The organism is Cohnella nanjingensis (assembly GCF_014212125.1).
GTDB lineage: Bacteria > Bacillota > Bacilli > Paenibacillales > Paenibacillaceae > Cohnella > Cohnella nanjingensis.
Genome location: NZ_JACJVP010000025.1, coordinates 213,998 through 237,940, shown reverse-complemented (window position 1 = coordinate 237,940; position 23,943 = coordinate 213,998). Strand labels below are relative to the sequence as shown.

Below are 23,943 nucleotides of genomic sequence, written 5' to 3'. Positions count from 1 at the left end.
CCCCATGAGCAACATGCATCGCATTTTGTGGTTTGACGAACAAATTCGCAGCCGCCGCTATCCGAATGCCCGGTCGCTGTCGGAACGGTTCGAGATCTCGGTCCGACAGGCCGGTCGGGACATCGAGTATATGCACAACTCCCTACTTGCCCCGATGAGTTACAATGCCAAAGAGCGGGGGTATGAATACGCGAATCAAGCCTACATTTTGCCGTCCGTGCTTCTGTCTGAGACGGATATTCGGATCTTGAGCTTCCTCATCTACAAATACGAGGAAGCCGCGAAATCCATAGGATACGTCGAAGGTCTCGACCGCGTCGTCCAGACGCTGAAACGATTCGTACCTTATCAACCGGAGAACAGCGACTTGCCGGTGTTCCATGCGGATTCCGCACTTGCCGACCGGAAGCATGAGGTGGACGAAGCCATCCGGCAGAGCCACAAGCTCCGTATCGCATATGCGGACGAGGAAGAGGAGTATGAGGTGGTGGTGCATCCTTTTCGCACGTATTCCCAAGCGAACGTGGTCTACCTAATCGCCTTGTGCGAGCAGTCCGGCGAGGTCGAGTATTACCGGCTGGAACGGATGACGAGGGTAGTCGACACGGGGGAAGAATACCGCAAGAAAGTCGAAGGGGGGACCCCAGGCAAAGACCGAGGTTCCTAGATGAGCGAGAATCACCCGAGCCCTATCCGCATAGAGATAGGGCTCGTTTTGCCGATCAGTTGCTCTGTTCAGAAGGATGAGGACGGAAGAGCGTTTTCGAGTCTGATGATTTTTCGCGCAAAGAAAAATTCTTACACTCCGTAGGCAAACGGTGTTGTTCTGTTTTATGATTATGTTCGAATGTAACTTTGAAATGTAGTAATCAAACAATTTATCGAGGACGAAGCTGCTTAAGGCGAAGGGAGGATATATTCATGCGGTTGTACGGTCGGAACTGGACACGCCGGGAGCTGGAAGCCCGCGTGGGCCATATCGGGCAGATCGGCGGGGTCAGACGGATGACGCTGACGGAAGGGAAGGAAGCGGGAACGGAGATCGTCCGGGTGCGGACGGGCGCTGGACTCGCCTTCGATGCCGTTCCTTCCAAAGGGCTGGATATTTCGCACACGGAAATATGGGGGGCGCCGGTTTCCTGGCAATCTCCGAACGGCGACGTTCACCCTATGTATTACGAACCGGAAGGAGCGGGGTGGCTCCGAACGGCGTCCGGAGGTCTTCTCATGACCTGCGGTCTTACCCACGTCGGTTCGCCTTCCGAAGACGCTTCAGGAAGCTACGGCTTGCATGGAAGAGCTCACCATACACCGGCCAGGCATGTTTGCCTCCGCGAAGAGTGGATAGGCGACGAGCTGGAGTGGAGCGTGTCCGGCATGGTAGAGGAAACTTCCGTGTTTGGAAGCCAGCTCAGATTGACGCGTGAAATCTCCGGTCGACTAGGCGAGAACCGGATTCTCATTCAAGACCGGGTTGAAAATGTCGGCTTTCGCCCAGCCCCGCATATGATGCTCTACCATTTTAACTTCGGGTTTCCGCTGCTGGGGGAACAGACGGTCATCAAGCTTCCTTTCGCCGACAGCGAAGCGCGCGACACCCATGCTCCGCTGAGCCGCTGTTCAACTTGGGAAACGCCTAGGGCCGGAGTGTCCGAATCCGTCTACTATCACCATCTACGAACAGAAGCCAAAAGCTCGGACGGAATGGCGGAGGCGAGCCTGCACAATCCGGTCTTTCCGGCGGGCGGTACCACGCATCCGGTTACGGTAAAGCTGCGCTGGTCGGCGGATACGCTGCCGATTCTAGTTCAGTGGCGGATGCCCGGAGCAGGCGAGCATGTTCTTGGTCTGGAGCCGTCCAATTGCAAAGTGGAAGGTCGCGCCGTGGAATCGGAACGGGGCGGGCCTCTCATGCTGGAGCCCGGGGCAACTGTATCATACAAGCTGGAATTGAATGTATTCTGAAAATAGGCGATGATGGAGAGAGGCGGAAGAAGAACCGGCGATAGATTAAGCGGGAGGCCCCATTTGCATGTGCAATAATAACTATAGCGGATTGCGCTGCAGGAACGTTCGGGTCTGCTGACGGAAGAGAAAATGTGAATCGGCCACAAGGCGGTGGCTTTGGTTCAACCGGGAAAATCGGTGTCGGTCCAATAGCGGCGATGAGGCCGATCTTGAACCGTTGATTGGAGCGCGGTAAAATGTTAAGATAAGGATGCACGTGAATCCAAAATCGAAGGAATGAGAACGGAAAGTGAATATCACGGTAAAAGATATCGCCAAAATCGCCGGCGTTTCTCATACGACGGTTATAAAGGCGCTTCACGATAAACCGAAAATCAGCCAGGAGCTGAAGGACAAGATCAAACGGATCGCCGCCGAGCACAATTATGTCGTCAATGTGAACGCTCGGAACTTGGCGATGAAAGATAACAGGTTTATCGGCATCATCGCGACCGATATTTCATTGCCGCTAATTTCCGAATTTACGAAAGCGGTCGAAGAGACGGTCAGAAAAAAGGGCTACAGCGTCATCGTATCGAATAGCGAAAACGTGCCGGACAAAGAAAAAAGCGCCATTAAAGGCTTTCAGGAACTGCGCGTCGCCGGCATTATCATTACGCCGAGCTACAAAGGAAGCGATACGCTGCAAATGCTGAAAGACACGCGAATCCCGTTTGTCGCCATGGGCAAGCTGGACGAGGCGGAAGATTACGTCACTTTCGACGACGAGGGAGCAACCTACAAGGCAACGCAGTATTTGCTGAAAATCGGCCATCAGCGCATCGCGTGCATTAGCGCGGGGGAGTTGGAGGATTATCCGTTCAAGGCCTGGGTCGAAGGGTACAAAAGAGCGCTTCTCGAGGCAAGAGCGGCCTACCGCCCGGAATATGTGCTCGAATCCGGAATGTCCGCCGAGTCGGGATATCACGCGGCGGGCCAAATGCTGGCATTGGCCGAGCGGCCGACGGCCGTTCTTGGCTTCAGCGATTCCAATATTGTGGGAGTGATCAAAGGGCTGAAGGACCGCGGCATTTCGATTCCTGCCGATATGGCGGTTCTCTCCTTGTTCGACAGAGAAATTTTCAATTATTTCGATCCTCCCGTTTCTGCGCTGCGCTTCCCCGTTTCGCGGCTGGGAGAAGTCGCGGCCGAATATTTAGTGAAAAAAATCCGGGCAAAGAAACCTTTGATGAAACAAGAAATGTTGGCGGCAGAATTAATCGTTCGGGAATCGACATAACGGAAAATTCGTGTAAGCGCATTCTTGCGTTTCAAATTTAATCGTGTTATGATGTGGTGGAAACACGTGAATCCTTCGCGATTCACGTTATAAATATAGTTGGATTCACGTGAATCCAACTGAATTCAAATGTAAAGGGGACTGGAAAATGGGCAAATGGCACGGCAAATTCATGATTGGATTATTGATTCTCGCGCTATTCGCAACCTTGACGGGCTGCGGCAATTCGAATCGGAACGGAGTTTCATCGCCTGCGGCAAGCCTGGCGGAATCCTCGCCAAGCGCCGGAGCGTCCGCGTCCGGAAGTACGGAAGCTGCGGGCAGCAAGAAGTCTGTCGAGTTGAAGGTGTGGACGGACAATCCTTCGTACAAGGAAGGCTGGGATGCCGTCGGCAAGGCATTCACCGAACAAAATCCGGGAATTACCGTCGCCTTTACGCACTACCCCTCTGACCAGTACACGACGGTACTCCGAACGGCGATTCAAGGCGGCACCGCGCCGGATTTGTTCCGCACGAACGGATTTAACGCGCTGGGTCAGTATGTGGACATGAACGCGGCGTTGGAGCTGGACGGCAAAGTCGACACATCGGCATTCGACCCGTCATTTATGGCGGCATCCATCATCAACGGAAAGGTGTACGCGACGCCGGGCTTCAGCAAAGACGTTCTGGCCGTCTACTACAATAAAGACATTTTTGATAAAAATGGCATTTCCATTCCGAAGTCCTACGACGAGTTTTTGGCGGCTTGCGAGAAGCTGAAAGCAGCCGGCACCATTCCTGTCGCTTATGGCGGGAAAGATACGGTAAACAACATTTTTGCAGCATATACGATTGCCCCTTCCATCGTAACTCCACAGTGGTATGAGGATGCGATGACGGGCGCGTCCAGCTTCAAAGATTCAAAATTCGTCAAAGCCGTATCTATCATCAAGGAGCTTGCGGACAAAGGCTATTACGGCAAGCTGTTCCAAGGCGTCTCCTTCGATGCCGCGAAGCTGAGCTTCCAGCAAGGGAAAGCCGCCATGATTTTCGACGGCTCCTGGGACAATTCTTCGATCAAAACGGCGCCGAATCTGAAATACGGAGCGTTCTACTTCCCGCCGCTCAAGGCCGGCGATCCGGTTGTCGGCGCGGCAAACAATGAATCGGGCCTGACGATTTACGCGAAAACGAAAGCGGAGGAAGCAGCGGTCAAGTTCGCGAAGTTCGTATCCTCTCCGGACTTCTACCGCATCTTCGATGCGAAGCTTTCACTGATTTCGCCGCTCAAGGATCTGAAAGCCGACGATCCGATCTTTAACGATTTCAACTCCGCCAATCAGTGGATGACGTTCTATTTCGTGCATTTCAACAAGCATGAGCCGACTCCGCAAACCTATCTCATGAACGGGCTGCAAGCCGTATTCGCAGGGAAGAAGACGATCGACCAACTGATCGACGATATTCAGGGCCAAGTGGACAAAGATTTTCCGGAATTGAAAAAATAATAAGCCGTGCAGCCGTTCGGCCCGTTTCATCCGGTACGGGCCGAACGGCGGCGAGGAGGATTGCATGAAGAGTGGAATGAAGGCGCAAAACCGGAGATCGTTTCGGACGTTTCTGCTGTTTCTGCTCCCGGCCGTGCTCGTGTATTCGATGATCATCGTCTATCCGATGCTGTCGTCGTTTTATTACAGTCTGACCGAGTGGTCGGGGCTCGGGAAAGCGCGCTTCATCGGCATGAACAATTACGTCAGGCTGTTCACCGATCCGAACATTTATCCCGTGTTTTGGCGAGCGCTCGGACACAATTTTTACATTTTTGCGCTCACGTTGATCATACAGACGCCGCTTGCGCTGTACTTTGCTTACGCGCTCGACCGCAAGGTGCGCGGGCATGCGATCTATCGCAACGTCATTTTTTTTCCTGTGCTGATTTCGACCGTTACCGTTGCGTTCATGAGCCTGATCGTGTTCGAGCCGAATATCGGCTTGCTGAACAACCTGCTCGACAAGGTCGGGCTGGAGGACTGGGTGCAGCCATGGCTGGGGATGGAAAACCTCATTCTGCTTATCCTTGTCCTGATTATGATTTGGAAGTCGATCGGCGTAAATATGATGTTGTACCTGGCGAACCTCCAATCCATTCCCGGAGAGGTGTTGGAAGCTGCGATGATGGACGGGGCGACGGAGTTTCAGAAGTTTCGGAAAATGATTTTCCCGCTGCTGGCGCCGTCTTTTACGATTAATGTCGTGCTGACGTTCATCGGAAGCATTGGCACCTTCGATATCGTATACGCCATCGCCGGCGAGAACGGCCAGCCGAACTTCAGCGCGGATGTGCTTGGCACGTTCTATTACCGCACCGCGTTTACCCAGACGCTCGGCCTGCAAAGCTCGGACATGGGGCTGGCGACTGCGATTGCGCTCGTCATGTTCTTCATTATTTTGGTCGTTTCGGTGATTCAATTAAAGCTGCTGCAGAAGCGGGAGCTTGAGTACTAGAAAGGGAGTCGGTCCGTGATGAAAATTCCGTCGTCGAACGGCAAAAGCGGGAGCCTGCTCTCCCGGGCCGCTCTGGCGTTTCCCATCGCGTTTTACTCGCTGATCAGCCTCATTCTGATCGTCCTGACGTTCGTCTCCGCTTTGAAGTCGGACGCGGATTTTTATGCCAATCCAATCGGTCTGCCTAGCCGATGGATTTTCGCGAATTTCGAGAAAGCCTGGGTGAACGCGAATTTTTCGCTTTATTTCAAGAATAGCATCATCATTACCGCGCTGTCGCTGGTCTTCATCTTGATCGTTTCTAGCATGGCGGCCTACGCGATTGCGAGGTTCAAGTACAAGTTGGGCGGCATGGCGTACATCTATTTCATGCTCGGTTTCATGTTCCCGCTGCAGCTGTATGTATTGCCGATGTTCCTGTTGGAGCGCAGCCTGGGTCTGCTCAATTCGTATGCAGGTCTGATTGTCACCTATACGGCAACGGCGCAATCGTTCTCTATTTTTCTGATGGTTGGTTTTTTCAGAACGCTGCCGGTTGAGCTTGAAGAAGCGGGGAGGCTGGACGGAGCGAGCGATTTCAAAATTTTCAGAAGCGTTATGATGCCGCTGTCCGCTCCGATTCTGACGACGGTGGCGATTTTGAATCTGGTCGGCATATGGAACGACTTTTTCTTGCCGCTTGTCTTTATTCAGTCCAATGAGCTAAGAACCGTACCGCTCGGGCTCATTTCGTTCTACGGGCAGTACAATTCGAACTATCCGATGCTGTTCGCGGCGTTAGCGATTTCGATCGTTCCGATCGCCGTCGCCTACATGCTGTCCGCCAAGACGTTCGTCAAAGGAATGGTGTCCGGCGCGATCAAATAGAGACCCTAACGGGAGAGGGAGACATTCATCAGGATGGAAGAGAACCGCAACTGGCGCGCCAAGTGGATATGGGGAGAAAACCGGCTTCAGGCTGCGTTTGCAGCAAGCCGGGAGGCGTACTATTTTCGCAGATCGTTTGACGTTCCGGAGGACGGAGGGGAGCTCGTCGTTCGCGTGTCCGCAGACAGCCGGTACCGGCTGTTCCTGAACGGCGAATCCGTCTCCGTCGGTCCGTGCAAAGGCGACGGGAAAACCCACTATTACGAGACGGTAGACGTCACGAAATCGCTCCGCCCCGGGAAAAATACGTTGGCCGCCAAAGTCGTGCATTACCGCCATTCACAGCCTTATTCGTTCGGCGACGGGCCGGTATCCGTCTGGCGCGCCAGTGCCGGGGCTTTCCTGCTGGAAGGCGAGTTGCATGGAGCGGACGGGACCGTCATTGCGTCGCTTCACAGCGACGGCGATGGGCGATGGAAATGCCTGAAGGACGAGTCGGGAACGTTCGAACACGGCCCGTTCACTTTTTTTGTCGGTGGGGTGGAGCGGATCGACGGGGCGAAGATGCCGCACGGGTGGGAACGAGTCGGATTTGACGACTCGTCCTGGGAGCCGGCGGTCGTCGTAAGCGGCACGTCCGATTCTCTTACGGGGCAGTTGAGCCCTTGGCAGCTGTCGGAGCGGCCGATTCCTCCGCTGTTCGAGCACCATTCTTCGTTCAAATCCGTTGTCAGGTCCGAAGGCGGACCGGCCTCGGCGGCAGCGGATCGCCCCATTCGGCTGGAGCCTCATACGAAGTTTATGGCGGAACTGGATGCGGGCGAACTGACGACGGGATACTTGACCATCAAGCTGGTAGGAGGCGAAGGGAGCGTCGTGAAGGTGCTTTGCTCGGAATGCTACGAGCCGCCGACCGACGATTTGGAGGTGCGCCGCAAAGGCGTCCGGGACCGCCACGAAGGCAACGTTCTGCTCGGCGAATATGATCGGTATGCTGTCGCCGGAGTCGGCAAGACCAATTCGCCGGAATGTTACGAGCCGTTCTGGTTTCGCACGTTTCGGTTTGTCCGGTTGGAGGTCGAGACGGGGGGCGAGCCGCTTGAGATCGTCAGTTTGGCGTATCGCGAAACCGGCTACCCGCTGGAGGTCCGAACGAGCTTCGCGTGCTCGGACGATGGGCTGAAGCCGTTATGGGAGATCAGCATCAACACGCTGCGGCGTTGCATGCACGAAACGTACGAGGACTGCCCTTTCTATGAGCAGCTTCAATATATTATGGACACCCGGCTGCAAATTTTGTTTACCTATTACATCAGCGGGGACGATCGTCTGGCTCGCCGGGCCATTCACGATTTCCACAGCTCAATGCTGCCATCCGGCATGCTGCAAAGCCGGTACCCGGCGGTTTATCAGCAGGTCATTCCCGGTTTTTCGCTCTACTGGATTTTGATGCTGCACGACCACTACCTATTTTTCGGAGACGACGCTTTCGTCCGACGTTATCGGCCGACCATCGATGCGGTGCTGGATTGGTTCGACCGGCGGATTACGGCGGACGGCATCGTCGGCGCTTGTCCGGACGCTTATTGGTCTTATGTCGATTGGGTAGAAGAATGGAAGACCACCTTCGGGATGCCGACAGCCGGTCTGACAGGGCCGATTACCGTATATAGCCTGATGTACGCTGCCGCGCTTGCGGCGGCCGCGGATCTTAACGAATGGACGGGACGGCGGGAAACGGCGGTCGAGTACAGGGAGAGGGGAGATGCGATCAAGCGTGCCGTACGGGCGCATTGCTGGTCAGAGCAGACGGGGCTGTTCCGCGACGGTCCGCATTCGGACGATGTCAGCGAACACGCGCAAATCTGGAGCGTGCTCTCCGGAACGGTAACGGGGGAAGCGGCTGTCAAGCTGATGAGCGACATGCTGTCAGGCGGCAGGAAACTTCCAAAGGTATCCTATGCGATGAGCTTCTTTTTGTTCCGCGCGCTGTCTTGCGTCGGCCTGTACGACAGGACGTTCCCGCTGTGGGACGAGTGGCGCCATCAGGCGGAGGAGCTGCGCATGTCCACGTGGCTGGAAGACCCGGTCACCCAGCGCAGCGATTGCCATGCGTGGGGAGCGATTCCGCTTTATGAGTTTCCCGCGGAAATTTTGGGGATCAAGCCGGGCGCTCCCGGCTATCGGAGCATTACGGTCGAGCCCAAGCCGTGCGGCTTGAAGTGGGCGAAAGGCTCGGCGATGACGCCACACGGCCCGGTGCTTGTGAGCTGGCATACGGACGGCGGCCGTTTCCGCCTTCAAGTCGAAAGACCGGATGCGTTGCCGCTTCGCATCGTGCTGCCGGACGGAACGCAGGTAAATCACGCGGAAGCCGGGCCGGTGGAAGCCTCCTGCATCTGGGGAGCGCACTCTGATTCACGATTTTCATACAGGAACTGAATTCCATTAACGGGAGGATATTGATGTGAGAATCAAACGTTCTGCACTCCTTCTACTCATCGGTATAATGGTTTCGGCTTTTGCTTCCGGCGTTGCGGAGGCGGCTCCCCGGTTGGTCCACTCCTCGATCATCGGAGGAACCGATCAAGCGGGCGGATTTCTGCTTCAGCCGCGCGGCATCGCGATCGATGCCGCCACGAACGCGGTTTACGTTGCGGATACGCACTCGCAAAGGGTTCAAAAATTCGATGCGAACGGCGCTTTTATAAGCACGCTCGGCACTCCGCATCCGGATACGCCGGGCTTTACGAACGATCTGCTGGATGTCGCCGTGGATACGAACGGAAGAGTACTGTTCACGACGATCGACAATATCGCCGAAGTGTATAACGCGGACTTTTCCCATGTCGGGCGGATCGGGCGCTACAGGCCGTACCTTCTGTACGGGGGGTTTCCGACTTGGACTTCCAGCGCGCAGCCGTACGGTTTCACGACAGGGTACAGCCAGACGTCCGCGGGAATTTTTCAGCGTACGGATTGGGATCGAACCGGCGACGGCTTTTCGCTCGGCATGAACCCTACCACTCCCGGCTCTTACGTGGAAGCGGTTACGGGGACGACGGAAATTCGGGTAGGCGTTTCCTATACGGCGTCCGTCTATGCGGTGTCCGATTATCCGGATAAGTCGAAGCTCGTGTTTTATCTGAACTACCAGGACGCCTCCGGCAATAATCTGTCCAGCACCTTCATCGACGGGGTTACGGCCGGCGTTACAAGCTCTGGCTGGACCAAGCTGTCGGTCAGCGCCACGGCTCCCGCAAACGCAGTCAAAGCCAAGCTGTACATTCGTTCATTCGCGACGACCTACGGCACGGTGGCCTGGGATGAGGTGAGCTTGAACGAGAGCAATTGGAACAGCAAAATCAACAGTTCGAATACGAATATGTTCAATTACCCTCACTCGATTACGGCGGACCCTTCCAATAACATTTACGTGGCGGATACGTACAACCATCAGATTTTGAAATTCGATTCCAACCGCGTGTATCAAGGCGCGATCGGCAGCTATGGGACAGGCAACGGGCAGTTTGCGAATCCGATGGACATGACGATCGACGGCAGCGGGAAAAAATATATTGCCGATTACTCCAACAATCGGATTCAAATTCTAAACGCGGACAATTCCTTTAACACGAAATTCGGAGCCGGCGGTACGGCGAACGAGCAATTTAACGGTCCGTACGGCGTAGCCGTCGACACGGTCCATTCCAGAATTTATGTTGTGGATTCCGGGAATCACCGGATTCAAGCGTTCGATCTGTCGGGCAATTTCCAATGGGGCATGGGGTCGGGCACGCAATGGTTTGCGGGCGCAAGCGCTCCCGCGCCGGTGTCCGGTTCGGGGAGCAAGTATTTTACCAATCCGGTAGGCATTGCGGTCAATCCGACCCTGAACAAGCTGTATGTAACGGATACGGGCAATGATCGTGTTTACATGATCGATTTGTCGACCTACAGCACGACGACGTTCGGCAGCAGGAGACAGGTTGTCAACGGGAAGTTGCTAAGGTCGGCGGGCCTGGATATTGACGCGAGCGGCAATCTGTACGCGATGGATATTTTTAATTCTACTGTGCAGGTGTTCGATCCGTCGGGAGCCTATCTCAGGAAAATAGGCGGCTTCGGGTCGGGGCAAGGGCAGCTGAACTATCCGAACGGCATTACGCTGGACTCCACAGGCAGGGTCAACGTCGTCGATTCCTTCAACAGCAGGGTAACCATTTTCAACAACGACGGCACAAGTCCGTCCACGGGCTGGTCGTTCGGCAGCTACGGGTCAGGCAACGGACAGTTCGATAATCCGATGTACATGGCCATCGATACGAACGGAAGATATTTGGTGGCGGAATGGAACAACAACAGGGTGTCGATCTTTAATGCGGACAAAACGTTCTATGGGACGATTCCCGTTGGACAGGCGTCGGGCATCGCGGTCAACCGACACGACGGCAAAATTTATGTCGCCTCGTCGAGCAAGAACAAAATCTATGTATATAATCCCGACTATACGTACAACAGCAGCTTTGGACAATTTGGCGAAGGGCCGGGCATGTTGTTTGCGCCGCTCGACGTGAAATTTGATGACAACGGTTTTCTGTATGTGGCCGACTATCGGAACGACAGAGTGGATGTATTCGATCTGAACTATGACTATATTACAAGCTTCGGAACTTTCGGAACCGGGAACAACAACCTGTCCTACCCTGACGCGCTTGCCATTCGAGGCGATGCGATCTATGTGGCCGAGTGGTGCAACGATCGCGTGCACAAGCTCCAATGGATTCCGAGCGCTACGGTGGATAATGCGGGGTTTGAAAACTGGGGCAACGGCGTGCGGCCGACTTACTGGACTCTCGGCTACAGCAACATTGCCTACGGAACGGGGATTACGAGGCGAACGGATATCGTGCATGGCGGATCGTCCGCGCTCAATATGACAGCCAGTCCTGCCGGGTCATACGTGGAAGCGACTCAGGTTCTGTCCGTAACGGCGGGTACTTCCTATAATCCGAAAGCTTGGGTGAAATCCAATGCCGCGGACAATACCCGGGTCAAAATGCACTTGCAATTCCTGGACGCGAACAATGAGGTGATCGCCACTCCTTCGACCGATGGAAGCGCCGCCGGGGTCAACAACTCGACGTGGACCCAAATGGAAATTGCGGCTGTGGCGCCTGCGGGCGCCGTTAAAGCCAAGCTTTATCTGCGGCATATGGGAGGAGACAACGCGTATTCCGTCTGGGATGACGTGTCATGGTAAAACCTTCAGCCGTCTGCGGCTGGCGATTTTCACGGGTTGATTCATTTCAAGCCAATTTTTGTGAATGTGTAATTTATAAGTAACATTTAGTTACACATACTTTCGATATGCTTGCGGGCTTACTCCGTATCTTCTTTTAAATACCTTGCTGAAGTAGGAAAGATCGGGAAAGCCCGATCGCTCAGCAACTTCCTTGATCAACAGATCGGGTTGCCCCAGCAACTCGCAAGCCTTCTCCAGCCGGATCCGGTTCATCCTTTCGATAAGGGTGATGCCGGTTCTTTTCTTGTACAAGCGGGCCAAATGGCCGTAACTCATGTGCAGGGACGCGGCCAAGTCCGCCACGTTCAGACGGTCTCCCTGAAAATCCTCCAAGTAAACCTCGACTTTCTTAACGAGCGAATCCCTTGATCCTGCAGAATCGGAGGAAGCGGATTCGTCCGGATCCCGAATGAGGGTTAACGTCTCCAGCAGCCGGACCAAGAGCAATTGAAGGGATAGCGGCGACTTGCCCGATCCGGCCTCTTGAAGGAAATGGCTAAGCAAATTTCCGACTCCGTAACGGTCGCGGTAACCTCCCGGCTTCCATTCCGTCAATCCCCTCAACCGCTCATACAAGGAGGAATCATCCGGACCCTCCTCGCCTTCGCTGCGGCGGAGCCGCCATCGGAAACAGATGCCTTCGTGCGGATTTCCGGGCGTGTAAACGTGGGCGTGGGTCAAGCCGGGCGGAATGAGGAAAAATTCCCCTTCGCGGATCGTAATCGAATCGTGGTCAAAGAGGGTCTGCATCTGGCCGGACAGCACATAGTTGAACTCGAACCAGGTATGGGAGTGGGAAGGACAGCTTCGGGCATTGCCCACTTGTTCGAAAATGATATCGATCCAATCGATGATGGCATCGTTGATCCGAATTTCGTCGCAAATGCGATGGAATACGGCCGAAAGTTCGACTTTCCACCGGGCAATCTCGTCTCTACTCAAGCATTATCCCTCCGCACAGGGTTTTGTGCCATTATATCATAATCGGACAAAAGATGATGAGAATTGGAAATGTACTTGGAGGGGAGGGTTCGGTCAAAATAAGGATGGAAGGGTATTCATGGAGGCGGAGGGATCACGTTGAAAAAGCTGCATTTGCTCAGCAACGCGCATTTGGATCCTGTATGGCAATGGGAGTGGGAGGAGGGGGCTGCGGCGGCGGTATCGACTTTTCGCGCGGCGGCCGACTTTTGCGAAGAATTTGAAGGTTACGTGTTTAACCACAATGAAGTCATCTTGTACAAATGGGTGGAAGAATACGAGCCGGCTTTATTCGAACGAATCCGCGAGTTGGTTCGGCTGGGAAAGTGGAACATCATGGGAGGTTGGTATCTGCAGCCGGATTGCAACATGCTCTCCGGCGAATCATTCGTCAGGCAAATTTTGCTCGGCAAAGCTTACTTTCGGGAAAAGTTCGGGGTCGAACCGACGACGGCGATCAATTTCGATTCGTTCGGTCATACGAAGGGTTTGGTGCAAATCTTGCAGCAAGCGGGATACGATTCCTATATTTTCATGCGGCCCGACGATTTTGGCGAGCTGCCTGCGCAAGATTTTATTTGGTGTGGCCTGAGCGGCAGCGAAGTCATGGCTCACCATATTCAGGGCGGGTACAATACGCTGCTCGGCAAAGCGCACGAGAAGATCGACCGCTGGCTTGAGGAGAACGGAGAAGCGCAAACGGGGCTCATTCTTTGGGGAGTGGGCAATCACGGAGGGGGGCCGTCGCGCATCGATCTCACGCGGATCGGCGAACGGATGAAGAAGACCGATTCGTTCGAAATCGTTCATTCGACTCCAGAAGCGTATTTCCGTGATGTGAAGGAAGCCGGGCGGCTCCCCCGCTTCGAAGGCGATTTGAACCCGCGGTTCGTCGGGTGCTACACTTCGATGATCCGCATCAAGCAGGAGCATCGCCGGCTGGAAAACGAACTCTATATGACGGAGAAGATGCTGTCCGCCGCCGCGTTGCAAGCTCTACTCGTTTATCCTTCCACTGAGTTGCACGAAGCCATGTGTGATTTGCTGACCGCGCAGTTTCACGATATATTGCCAGGCTCATCCGTGCAGCCCGCGGAAGTAGCTTCGTTGCGCTTGATCGACCACGGCTTGGAAATCGCGGCAAGGCTGAAAGCACGCGCGTTCTTTGCCCTGGCGTCCGGCCAGCCGAAGGCGGAGCTCAAGGAATATCCGGTGCTGGTATACAATCCGCATCCTTATCCGGTCCGAGGCGTGTTCGAATGCGAGTTCATGCTGGAAGATCAGAATTGGGAGGAGCGATTTTCGCTGCCGGTCGTCTACCGGGACGGGAAGAGGCTTCCTTCCCAGCCCGAGAAGGAAATGAGCAACCTGAATCTGGATTGGCGTAAAAGAGTCGTGTTCGAAGCGGAGCTTGCCCCTTCTTGCATGAACCGGTTCGATTGCCGGATCGAGATGCTGGACCGCAAACCGGTACCCGAGCTCAAGGAGCGGGGCGGGCGGTACACCTTCCAAACGGACGAGTTGACCGTTGTTATCAATGCGCACACCGGGCTAATGGATGAGTATGCCGTTCGTGGCGTTTCCTGTCTGAAGCCGAATGCCTTCGCGCCTGTGGTCATCCAGGACAATGAGGATCCCTGGCGGATGGATTCTGATGCATTCGGTCCGGTCGTCGGCCGATTTGAATTGATGGATCCGGAAGAAGGAACCGAGTTTTCCGGCATCAAGGAGGCGCCGCTGCCTTCCGTTCGCGTAATCGAAGACGGGGAAGTGCGTACGGTTGTCGAATCGGTGCTCCGCTATGGAAAGTCTGCGATCTGCCTGACCTACAAGCTGCCGAAACGGGGGACGGAAATCGAAGTTCAGCTTCGCGTCTATTGGAATGAGAAGGACAAGATGCTGAAGCTCTCCGTTCCGACAGTCTTTGCGGACGGGAAATACCGCGGTCAAACGGCTTACGGCATCAGCGAGCTGGCAGAGAACGGCGAGGAGACGGTTGCGCAAAAATGGGTCGCGGTGGAATCAGCCAAGATGGGTCAGGCTCTGACTTGCATCAATGACGGCATTTACGGCTCGGATTACCGGGCGGGAGAGATACGCTTGTCGCTGCTAAGGGGAGCGGGTTATTGCGCGCATCCGATCCTTGACCGTCCGATTCTGGTGCAGGACCGCTTCCTGCCGAGAATGGATCAGGGAGAACGATGCTATACGTTCTGGCTGAACGCAGGCGAACTTGACGAACGGCGTCGTCTTGTGGATCGCGAAGCGATTTTCCATAATGAAAAACCTTATGCATTATCGTTCTTCCCTTCCGGCAATGGACAGAAGACGGGGGCATTCCTGGTGTTCGAAGACGATGCGGTGCAGTTAAGCGCGTTCAAGAAGGAAGAGCGGGGAGGCGGATATATCGTAAGGCTGTTCGAACCGACTGGATTTGCGAGAACGACCGTAGTATCCGTCCCATCGCTCGGGATCCGCAAGGAGGTTCGGCTGAACGGTTATGAATGCAGAACCTTTCGTATCGACGCGCAAGCGGGAACGATTTCGCAAACCGCTTTGTGCGAAATTTAGGAATCGTGCGATGGGCAATCGTATCTCAACATAAAAAATGGTGTGCTTAGTTGTATTAAAGGAACCTAGGAGAGGGAGTGAAGGTAGTGAATAAAAATCAAACGGATAAAATGTACGTGGTCTCCCATACGCATTGGGACAGGGAATGGTACCAGGATTTTCAGGCTTATCGAACCCGGCTCGTCTATCTGATCGACGAATTGATCGAGAAGATGGAGCGCGACCCGGAGTACCGCTATTTCATGATGGACGGGCAGACGATCGTTGTCGAAGATTACTTGGAAATCCGGCCGGAGAATCGTGAGCGGCTGCTGAGTCTGATTCGTTCGGGGAGAATCGCGATTGGTCCCTGGTATGTAATGCCTGATGAGTTTCTGGTTAGCGGGGAGTCGCTCATCCGCAATTTTCTGATCGGCTTTCGTCAGTCCCGTTCCTGGGGAGTCGAACCGTTGAAGTCGGGGTACGTTCCGGATCTGTTCGGACATAACAGCCAGTTGCCGCAAATCCTGCGAGGGTTCGGCATGGATAATACCGTTCTCGGGCGCGGCTTTCTCGGAGACGCAGATCCTTCGGAAATGATATGGGAGGGTGCCGACGGAAGCCGCGTGATCGGTTTGAAACTGGATGAGGATCGTCTTTACAGCGATTTTTATTTCTTCATGCGCTGGCCGTTTGCGGACCGGGCTTACGAATACAACCGGGAAGAGCTGATTCTGCGGGCGAAAGACATGCTCGAATACAAGCAAAAACGGGCGACGACGGATCTTCTGCTCGGTCTGGACGGGGTCGATCATTCGGAAATCGAGCCGGAACTTCCGGCGATTCTGAAGACGCTGAACGAAGCGGGCCTGGGCGTCACGTTTGTGCACGAGCATTTTGAGCATTATTTGCGCGATTTGCGCGAGCGACTGGGTGACGGGGGAACGCTGAACGTATTTAAAGGGGAACAAAGGTCGCCAGGATATAGCGGTGTCAACAATTGGGTGCCGTTAAATGTGCTATCTTCCAGAATTCATTTGAAGCAGATGAATGCAAATTGTGAAACGCTGTTGGAAAAATGGGCGGAACCGTGGGGTGTTTTCACGGCATGGGAAGGGCGGCCGTACGCCAAAGGATTCTATCGCAAGGCGTGGGAGTACCTGATCCAGAACCATCCGCACGATTCGATATGCGGCTGCTCCATCGATCAGGTGCACCGGGATATGGTCTACCGCTTCGATCAGAGCCGCCTGATCAGCGAACAGATGATCAAGGAAGAGTTCCGCTACATCTCGAATCATTTGCAGCCGGATGGGGTGAAGGGCGACTATTTGCTGACCGTGTTCAACGCGTCGCAAACGAATGTCGATCAAGCGATCGATGTCGAGCTTCGCCTTCCCCCTGAATATGCCCAGGCAACAGTTCTCCCGGGTTCAGGGGGGGCGCCGTTTCGTATCTACGATCAGCATGACAGAGAAGTGGAATATCAACTTTTGGAAGTCAAACGGGGTGTCATGAGCCATACGCGTCCATATCGCGACATTCCGGATGCTGATATTCTCGATGTTTACCGTGTTGCTTTTCACGGGAATGTACCTTCCTTCGGCTACGTCACATACGGAATTCGCCCAATCGTATCGGAAGGACATAAGCCCAAGCAATACGATGCGCCGCTGATGGCGCCCTTGTATCGGAATCCCGCCGGCAGCATGCAGGTGAATGCGCACACGTGGGACAACGGGCGAGTTCGCATTCAAATCCATTCGAACGGTACGATCACTGTCCATGATCTGCACAGCGGAAATAAGTACTCAAATGTATTGTTATTTGAAGACGAGGGAGATGTCGGGGACGGTTGGACCCATGTGAGTCCGACAACGAATGAAGTTTATTCAACGGCCGCGGCGAATGCGCAAATATCTGTCGTCTATGGGGGGCCGCTGCAAACTTGCATCCGCATTCAGTTGAACATGCGGGTCCCGGACCGGGCAGACCTCGAAAAAACAAGACGAAGCGAAACATTCGTGGAACTGCCGATTACGACATTCGTGGAGCTGACGAAAGACGACCCGATCGTCCGTTTCCGTACGGTCGTGCACAACACGGCGCGCGACCATCGCCTGCGTGTACTGTTGCCTTCCGGGCTGGCCGCCGACCGTTACTATACGAGCACGCCATTCGATCTGGTAGAAAGGAGGATTCAACATCCGGATTACCGAAGCCGCCTTCAGTCGGACGACGGAGGTACAGCGCCTCATAACGGTATTGTTGCGGTTAATGATTCCAGTTGCGGTCTGGCCGTCTACAGCAACGGTTTGTACGAAGCCGTCGTACGGGATGATGAGCCGCGCACGATCGCGATGACCCTATACCGCAGTACGGGCAACGAAGTACTGACCAATGGCGGCGACGGGGGACAGTTGTTGCAAGAACTGCAATTTTCGTATGCGATCAGGCCTTATTCCGTCGCTGCCGATCGGGAACACACCCTGTGGCGCGAACGGCAGCTATTTGCTGCGGGGCTGCGCAGCATTACCCGCAAGGCCGGCAAGCCGCTGTATGAAACTCCGCACCGGGCGGAAGCCAAGCTGCCCGCCGCCCATTCGTTCATGGCCGTCAGCGGTGCCGGGTTAATCGTAAGCGCGGTGAAGGAAAGCGAAGATCGGCCGGGGCAATACGTCATACGTATCTTTAATGTGCTAAATCGGCCTGTGCAAGGCAACCTCGCCTTCGATCGTGCATTGCAATCGGCACAGCTGCTGAATCTGGATGAACAGCCGGCAGGTGAAATCGACTTCGGCGACCGGCAAATCACCCTTGATGTAAAGCCGAAGCAAGTGATCACCGTCGAAATTAGGATTGACCGAATTTAGCTGACATGATTGTGCGATTGGAATTCACGGCAAAAGATCATCCGGACTGGAAGCATTCAGTCCGGATGATCTTTTGTTTGACGAGCGCCACTGGGGTGGCCGTCGAAGGTTCAGTCGTACGTAAATGGACCGTAAGTGTAAGTGCCGGTGCCCGTCAATTCAAACCCCGCAACAGCGAGCGGTACCGCGGTAGCGGCGCTATTCGAGACGCGGATGTAATCGACATTGACCGTTCCGCTCGCCGCGATGGGATCAAATCGGAGTTGCTTGATCGTTCCGGCCCACGCGCTGTTCGCTGAAAAATCGAATACATACTCCGAGTAATCGCCGTCGTTCGTCGTTATCGTCTTCAGTACGCTTTTCGCTGCCGTCCAGGTCGTATCCGCTGCGGTAATGAAGAATACTTGGGCCTCGTTAGAACCGGTATTGTTTTTCATTCTGATCTTGACGTATTTGTAAGCGGAGGCGTTGAGATTCAGATTCGGGTCGGAGTAGATATACGGATCGGTACCATTGGAAGTCAGCGTGTTGATTCCCCCCAATACGGACTGGGAGATTTGATTGCCGTTCGTCCAACCCTCCGTATTGCCGTCCGCATTGAAACCCCAGTCATAGGCGAGAGAACTGTTCGTAAAGGAACGGTAGGCGACGATCGGCACCCAGCTCGTTTCATCGTAGCTCTCGTCTCCATTCGGCCCGCTGCCGATTTCAAAGCGAATCATATCGCCGGCGGATACCGCTATATTGTCAAGATCCGTATCAACGCCTACTTGGTCCGTTGCGCCGATCGCGTAAGCGCCAGAGGCCGGCCAGAGCTGGGTCGTCGACGCGCCGGACACCTTGTTGATGCGGGCAGTAATGCCATCGCCGCCGCCCGTATCCCACTTGAACACCCTGCCGCGAATACTTACCGTTCCGGAGGCCGGCGCCACCCATACTCTGGCGACATCGCAGGCGGAACAATTGCCGGGGTGCATTTCGAATTTTTCAACCCGCTGCAACCACGGATACGTGGAATTTTGATACCACCACCGGTTGTTCGCATCATACGTCAAATCGGTCCAGACGCCCGCGTTCTTATACTGATATTTCCATTGGTTCTCGCCTTGCGTTCCGGCAAAATCGTTGGCTGCATGATAGCCGGGCTGGTCCAGGCGGACATTGTTGGTTTGCACGAACGGATTGCCCGGGCCGCTGCTGGTCAGGAACGGTTGTCCGGGTTCGTAGTACAGGTTGTTGCTAAACGTACCTGTCGGAGTTACCGGGGTCGTTCCGCCGTTTAGCCAATACACCGATCCATAGGCGTTTGCCTTCCCGTTCTGCGAGAATAGATTGCCGCTGAATACGGTGTTGAGGCTGCGATCGTCGGGGTCTCCCCCGTGTATATTCAGAATCTCCAAGCCGGGGCCCGCGTTGCCTGCGATATAGTTGTTCCGCACGGTGACGTTCTCGGTGGAAAACTCCTGGTCGATCGCCCCGCCGTCGGGACTGTTCGTATTCGGTACATTAGTCATGATGTTATTTGCAAAGATGACGTCCTCGACACGCTGCAGAATGACCGCAGCGGTTCCGGAATAAATGTGGCAGGCCGCCTCATTGTTCAAGATCGAGTCGATTACTTTCACGTTTGTGACGCTGGACAAGCGCAAGGAATCACTGCATCCCATCGTCGCATTTTGATACGCTGCGGCGGCATGTCCGTCATCGTCGTGCAAATATAAATTTTTCATCACGATGTTCTGGAACAACGTGCTTCCGTTCGAGCCCGGCGTACTGGAATCCATACCGTTCCAAGGGTCGATGGAGAGGCTGTCCACGTTATGCGCGCCCTCGATATTCGTAAAGTTCAAATTGCGGGCTGCATATTGCGTATCATCGAAAGCGATGGAGATTTGGACCGCATCAATAAAATCCGTGTTATCGCCGGTCGTTGTTCCCACGAATTGGATCGTATGATGGCCTGCGGTCGCATGGAATCCGTTCGTCATGAACTGGCTGAAGCTGCCCGAGGACGGGGTGAAGCTGCCGACCGCCGTATGATCGAAATAGACGTCGAAAGATTGGGTCCCGCCCGAAGTCGTTCGCTTCGCGGCTTGAAATTTGATGGAATAGAAGCCGTCCGTCTGGAAGTTGACGGTCTGACTGATGTTGCCGGGGCCTTGCAGGAACAGCGTCTGCACCCCTTGCGGCGCATTGGGCGCACCCCAGACGCTTCCGTTATGCTGTACGCCGGAATTGCCGCTGAATGCCCATTCGTTCGTAAACGGCCCATACATATAAGTACTGGTGACGGGCGACTCGAAGCCGCCGTTGGCCACCGGTACCTGGGCAGCCGTAAATAGAATGCCGGACGACATAAACACGGAATCGCGCTGCGCATTCGGGTCGAAGGGATGGTTGTCATCCAGCGGCCCCGGGTAAGCGGTCGTATGGCCCGCCCAAACCCCTCTGATATCATGAACATATATATTGTTAAAATTCAAACCTTCGTGCATTAACGTGCTAAACAAAACATAAACGCCGACTCCGGCGTTCGAAACTTCCAGATTGCGGACATCCCAGTAGGAGGGATTAACGAAAGTGACCATTCGCTCCGCGTCGGAATTGTTGCCGATGATTCGCGGACGCGGATTGGAAGCCGAACCGTAGTCAGCCAGCGTCAAAGGGCTGGCAGAGGTACCGCTGTTCGTGAATGTCATGTGCTGACCGGTCCATGTCGACCCCCTGTTTAACAGCACCCGGTCTCCGGGGCTCAACGCCAGTCCGTTGACCTTCGTCAAGCTGCACCACGGAGCTGCCGATGAGGTGCCCGAATTACTGTCGCTGCATCCGGTGCTGCTAATATAGTAGTTCGAAGCGTACGCGACGGAAGCCGCCGCTAAGCATAGAAACCATGCAAACGCAGAGGAGAGCAGAACTTTTCTTGTCAGCATCTTCATCCCTCTTTTCTGTGCGTTTAAAGTGACGCTATCCCGGCAGCAGCAGGTGAACTGCCGAGATAGCGAAATCCTTAGGGAAATGAACGGGTCCTATTTACCGTCGGCTGTCTTCCAAGCATCAACTTGTTTTTGAATTTCCGCGATTACGTTGTCGAGGCCGGCCTTTTTGGCTTTTTCTTTGTATTCGGCCATTTTGGCATCTAAATCTTTCGCCATATAAATCGTTTTCAGCTCCGGTTCCAGCGCGTCGATTTGGGCCATTTCTTTCTTGACCGGAGACGAATCGAACGTAAACCCGACGTAAGGCGAGTATTTGGCTTTGTCGATCGCAGCTTTTAAGCCGTCGAGCACTTCCTGGCTGTTCCAGTTGGACGGCCATTGATCCCAGAGGCTGCCGATGAAAGGATGCCAGATCGCCCACTCGAGCTTATCTTTCGTCTTAATCGTGGGATTGTCTGTGCCTTTGCCGGAAACGTAGTTCCAGTCGTCGCCCTCGAGCCCGTAACAGAATCTGTTGAAAAGATCTTTGTCTTTGAAGAGCAGGTTGAGCAGCATCATCGCCCGCTCCGGATGTTTGCTCGTTTTACTGATATAGTTGACGGCGCTGCGGATCGTCGAACCGGTGACGTAATTCGTGAAATCAAGCGGCGTGGAGACCATTGGCGTCCCCAAATCGGTGGATACTTTGGCGAACGAGGCATCATAAATGTGATAGATCGAGCCTGCATATTTACCGGTTTTGAACTCGGCGTAGTCGGTTACCAGTTTCTTGGAAATGTAGCCTTTCAGGTACCAGTCATGCTGCAGCTTCTGGATTTTGACCCATTCCGGGTTGTCCAGCAGCGATTTCCATTGTCCGTCCAGGTTGTCGTAGCCGATCATGGGAGAGATCTTATCCATCGTATTGGGCAAGGCTGAAACGAAATCACCCATGAACGGGATCAGATTCGGCTCCTTCTCCTTCAGCATTTTCAGAACCGGTTCGAGCTGGTCATAAGTATGGATATTTTGGTAATCGATGCTGTATTTGTCCACGATGTCTTTCCGGAGCGAGATGTTGTACGAGGACACCCATGCGCTCGGATTCGAGATACCGAATTTCTTGCCTCTGGCGGTCACGGCTTGCCAAGCTTGATCCGGCACTTTCTTGAGGATGTCCTGACCGTATTTGTTCAATAGATCGTCGACTTCTAGCGCCATGCCGCTAGAAACGATCTGGCTGAAACCCAGTTGGTTCAAGTCGAGGAAAATGTCGAATTGTTCGCCTGCCGCGGCGGCGACTTTCATTTTTTGGGCATAGGTGGCTCCGTCCACGAATTTGAACACGACGTTGGCGTTGATTTTTTCTTTGAGCCTGTCGTTCAGGTCCTTCATGACTTTCTCTTCGTTGGGGCGGGGATCCAACGGAGCCGTCATATACCAAGTAAGGGTGACGAACTCCTTGGTATCGTCTGCCGGTGCCGCGTTACTGCCGGAAGATGCGGAAGTTTCCGTTGGCGAGGCGGTTTCCTTGGTTTCCGGAGCGTTAGCGGAATCGCCCGGAGATGCGCTTTTTGGGCTGCAGCCCGCCAGGGCGGCGACGATAACCACAACCAGAAGAGTAGAGAAGATGAGGCTGGTTTTTTTTGAGTGTTTCGATTGCATTGCATAACCTCCCAATGATTCTCAAGAGCAAGTTGCGGCGCTCCTTCGTTGATTGGCCGATCAAGAAAGGAGCTATGTTAACGGTCTTCTGCGAGCGCTCTGGGCATAGACCTGATTAACCTAACCTTTGATGGAACCGACCGTCAGCCCTCTAGCGAAAAACCGCTGAAAAAACGGGAATACGAGCAGCAACGGGCCGACGGCCAGCACGCACACAGCCATTCGGAATGAGGCTTGCGGGAGCATCGAGCTGTCGAGGCCGGCCGGCTGGATGACGCTGAGAAACTGCATATTGCTCAGCATGCGGTATAGCAAGGCTTGCAAGGTCTGCAATTTGCTGTCGTCCGTATAGAGAATGCTGGTGAACCAGTCATTCCAGTATTGCAAAGACGTCAGCAAACCGACTGTCGCGATGGCCGGCGTCGAAAGCGGGATCACGATCCGCAGAAAAATGCGAAGCTCGCTGGCGCCGTCTAACTTGGCGCATTCATAGAGAGCGTGCGGAATGCTCTTCAGGAAACCTTTCATAATCAGGACATAGAAGGAGTTGACGAGGGCAGGAACGAAGAGCGCGTAAATCGTATTTTTCATGCCGAGCCAGCTGGCAACCAGGATATAGGTCGGCACAAGCCCGCCTCGAAACAACACGGTAAAGAATACGTAAAAGCTCAACTTATTACGGTGCCTGTAATCGCTGCGGCTTAGCACGTAACCTAGCGTGGTCATGAGCCAAAGGCCGAGCAAAGTGCCGGCGACGGTAGCCAAGATGGTCACCATGTAAGACTGGATCAGCTGCTTGCTGTTGGCGAAGGCTATTGCATACGCGTCCAAGGAAAATTGCTTCGGCCATACGCCATACCCATCTCTGAACAATGAGGTTTCGTTCGTGAAAGACGCCGACACAATGACGATGAACGGCACGGTCACGATAACGCACAACAAGATGAAGAGGAGATGGACGGAAAGGTAGAAACGCTGCTGATTTTGTTTGCGCTTGCCGCTGCCGATGCCGGCAACCGTCGTGCTCGCGGTTTTCAATGGATGTCCC

General features: G+C 54.3%; 14 protein-coding genes. 10 read left to right on the top strand and 4 right to left on the bottom strand.

From position 1 onward, the window contains the following. Positions 1-4 precede the first annotated feature (4 nt). From H7C19_RS16390 to H7C19_RS16355, 8 genes are all read left to right on the top strand, one after another. The gene (locus H7C19_RS16390; RefSeq protein WP_185143725.1) at positions 5-667 is read left to right on the top strand and encodes a helix-turn-helix transcriptional regulator; all 663 of its coding nucleotides are present in this window, start codon (positions 5-7) and stop codon (positions 665-667) included. Positions 668-921: 254 nt separating this feature from the next. Then, entirely contained in the window at positions 922-1,965 is a 1,044-nt protein-coding gene (locus tag H7C19_RS16385) for an aldose 1-epimerase family protein (RefSeq protein ID WP_185143724.1), read from the top strand. A 292-nt stretch (positions 1,966-2,257) separates the two neighbouring features. Continuing rightward, positions 2,258-3,247: a LacI family DNA-binding transcriptional regulator gene (locus tag H7C19_RS16380; protein WP_185143723.1), complete on the top strand. Its 990-nt coding sequence runs from the start codon at positions 2,258-2,260 to the stop codon at positions 3,245-3,247. A gap of 148 nt (positions 3,248-3,395) precedes the next feature. Further along, on the top strand, positions 3,396-4,739 hold the full coding sequence (locus H7C19_RS16375; protein WP_185143722.1) for an ABC transporter substrate-binding protein: 1,344 nt from the start codon (positions 3,396-3,398) through the stop codon (positions 4,737-4,739). Between the two features lie 64 nt (positions 4,740-4,803). Beyond that, positions 4,804-5,736, top strand: coding sequence for a carbohydrate ABC transporter permease (locus H7C19_RS16370; RefSeq protein WP_185143721.1), 933 nt, complete (start codon positions 4,804-4,806; stop codon positions 5,734-5,736). Positions 5,737-5,754: 18 nt separating this feature from the next. After that, positions 5,755-6,603: a carbohydrate ABC transporter permease gene (locus H7C19_RS16365; protein ID WP_185143720.1), complete on the top strand. Its 849-nt coding sequence runs from the start codon at positions 5,755-5,757 to the stop codon at positions 6,601-6,603. A 33-nt stretch (positions 6,604-6,636) separates the two neighbouring features. Then, a complete protein-coding gene (locus H7C19_RS16360; RefSeq protein WP_185143719.1) occupies positions 6,637-9,045 on the top strand; it encodes an alpha-L-rhamnosidase-related protein in 2,409 nt (802 codons plus the stop codon). Positions 9,046-9,112: 67 nt separating this feature from the next. Next, positions 9,113-11,866, top strand: a complete 2,754-nt coding sequence (locus H7C19_RS16355; RefSeq protein WP_221469287.1) for an L-dopachrome tautomerase-related protein — start codon at positions 9,113-9,115, stop codon at positions 11,864-11,866. 90 nt (positions 11,867-11,956) lie between these two features. Here H7C19_RS16355 and H7C19_RS16350 read toward each other — a convergent pair whose 3' ends face one another. After that, positions 11,957-12,850, bottom strand: a complete 894-nt coding sequence (locus H7C19_RS16350; protein WP_185143717.1) for a helix-turn-helix domain-containing protein — start codon at positions 12,848-12,850, stop codon at positions 11,957-11,959. A 138-nt stretch (positions 12,851-12,988) separates the two neighbouring features. Here H7C19_RS16350 and H7C19_RS16345 point away from each other — a divergent pair, with 138 nt between their 5' ends. After that, the gene (locus H7C19_RS16345) at positions 12,989-15,460 is read left to right on the top strand and encodes a glycoside hydrolase family 38 N-terminal domain-containing protein (RefSeq protein ID WP_185143716.1); all 2,472 of its coding nucleotides are present in this window, start codon (positions 12,989-12,991) and stop codon (positions 15,458-15,460) included. An 86-nt stretch (positions 15,461-15,546) separates the two neighbouring features. Beyond that, the gene (locus tag H7C19_RS16340) at positions 15,547-18,312 is read left to right on the top strand and encodes an alpha-mannosidase (RefSeq protein WP_185143715.1); all 2,766 of its coding nucleotides are present in this window, start codon (positions 15,547-15,549) and stop codon (positions 18,310-18,312) included. A 110-nt stretch (positions 18,313-18,422) separates the two neighbouring features. Here H7C19_RS16340 and H7C19_RS16335 read toward each other — a convergent pair whose 3' ends face one another. The 3 genes from H7C19_RS16335 to H7C19_RS16325 form a co-directional block, all read right to left on the bottom strand. After that, complete coding sequence (locus H7C19_RS16335) at positions 18,423-21,245, bottom strand: carbohydrate binding domain-containing protein (protein WP_185143714.1); 2,823 nt, start codon at positions 21,243-21,245, stop codon at positions 18,423-18,425. A 96-nt stretch (positions 21,246-21,341) separates the two neighbouring features. Beyond that, a complete protein-coding gene (locus H7C19_RS16330; RefSeq protein ID WP_221469286.1) occupies positions 21,342-22,910 on the bottom strand; it encodes an extracellular solute-binding protein in 1,569 nt (522 codons plus the stop codon). A gap of 105 nt (positions 22,911-23,015) precedes the next feature. Then, positions 23,016-23,933, bottom strand: coding sequence for a carbohydrate ABC transporter permease (locus H7C19_RS16325; RefSeq protein ID WP_221469285.1), 918 nt, complete (start codon positions 23,931-23,933; stop codon positions 23,016-23,018). Positions 23,934-23,943: the final 10 nt, after the last annotated feature.

Coding starts and splice junctions, on each gene's coding strand:
- H7C19_RS16355 (WP_221469287.1), top strand. CDS start 9,113: ATGGTTTCGGCTTTTGCTTCCGGCGTTGCGGAGGCGGCTCCCCGGTTG.
- H7C19_RS16360 (WP_185143719.1), top strand. CDS start 6,637: ATGGAAGAGAACCGCAACTGGCGCGCCAAGTGGATATGGGGAGAAAAC.
- H7C19_RS16365 (WP_185143720.1), top strand. CDS start 5,755: ATGAAAATTCCGTCGTCGAACGGCAAAAGCGGGAGCCTGCTCTCCCGG.
- H7C19_RS16385 (WP_185143724.1), top strand. CDS start 922: ATGCGGTTGTACGGTCGGAACTGGACACGCCGGGAGCTGGAAGCCCGC.
- H7C19_RS16335 (WP_185143714.1), bottom strand. CDS start 21,245: ATGCTGACAAGAAAAGTTCTGCTCTCCTCTGCGTTTGCATGGTTTCTA.
- H7C19_RS16390 (WP_185143725.1), top strand. CDS start 5: ATGAGCAACATGCATCGCATTTTGTGGTTTGACGAACAAATTCGCAGC.
- H7C19_RS16370 (WP_185143721.1), top strand. CDS start 4,804: ATGAAGAGTGGAATGAAGGCGCAAAACCGGAGATCGTTTCGGACGTTT.
- H7C19_RS16375 (WP_185143722.1), top strand. CDS start 3,396: ATGGGCAAATGGCACGGCAAATTCATGATTGGATTATTGATTCTCGCG.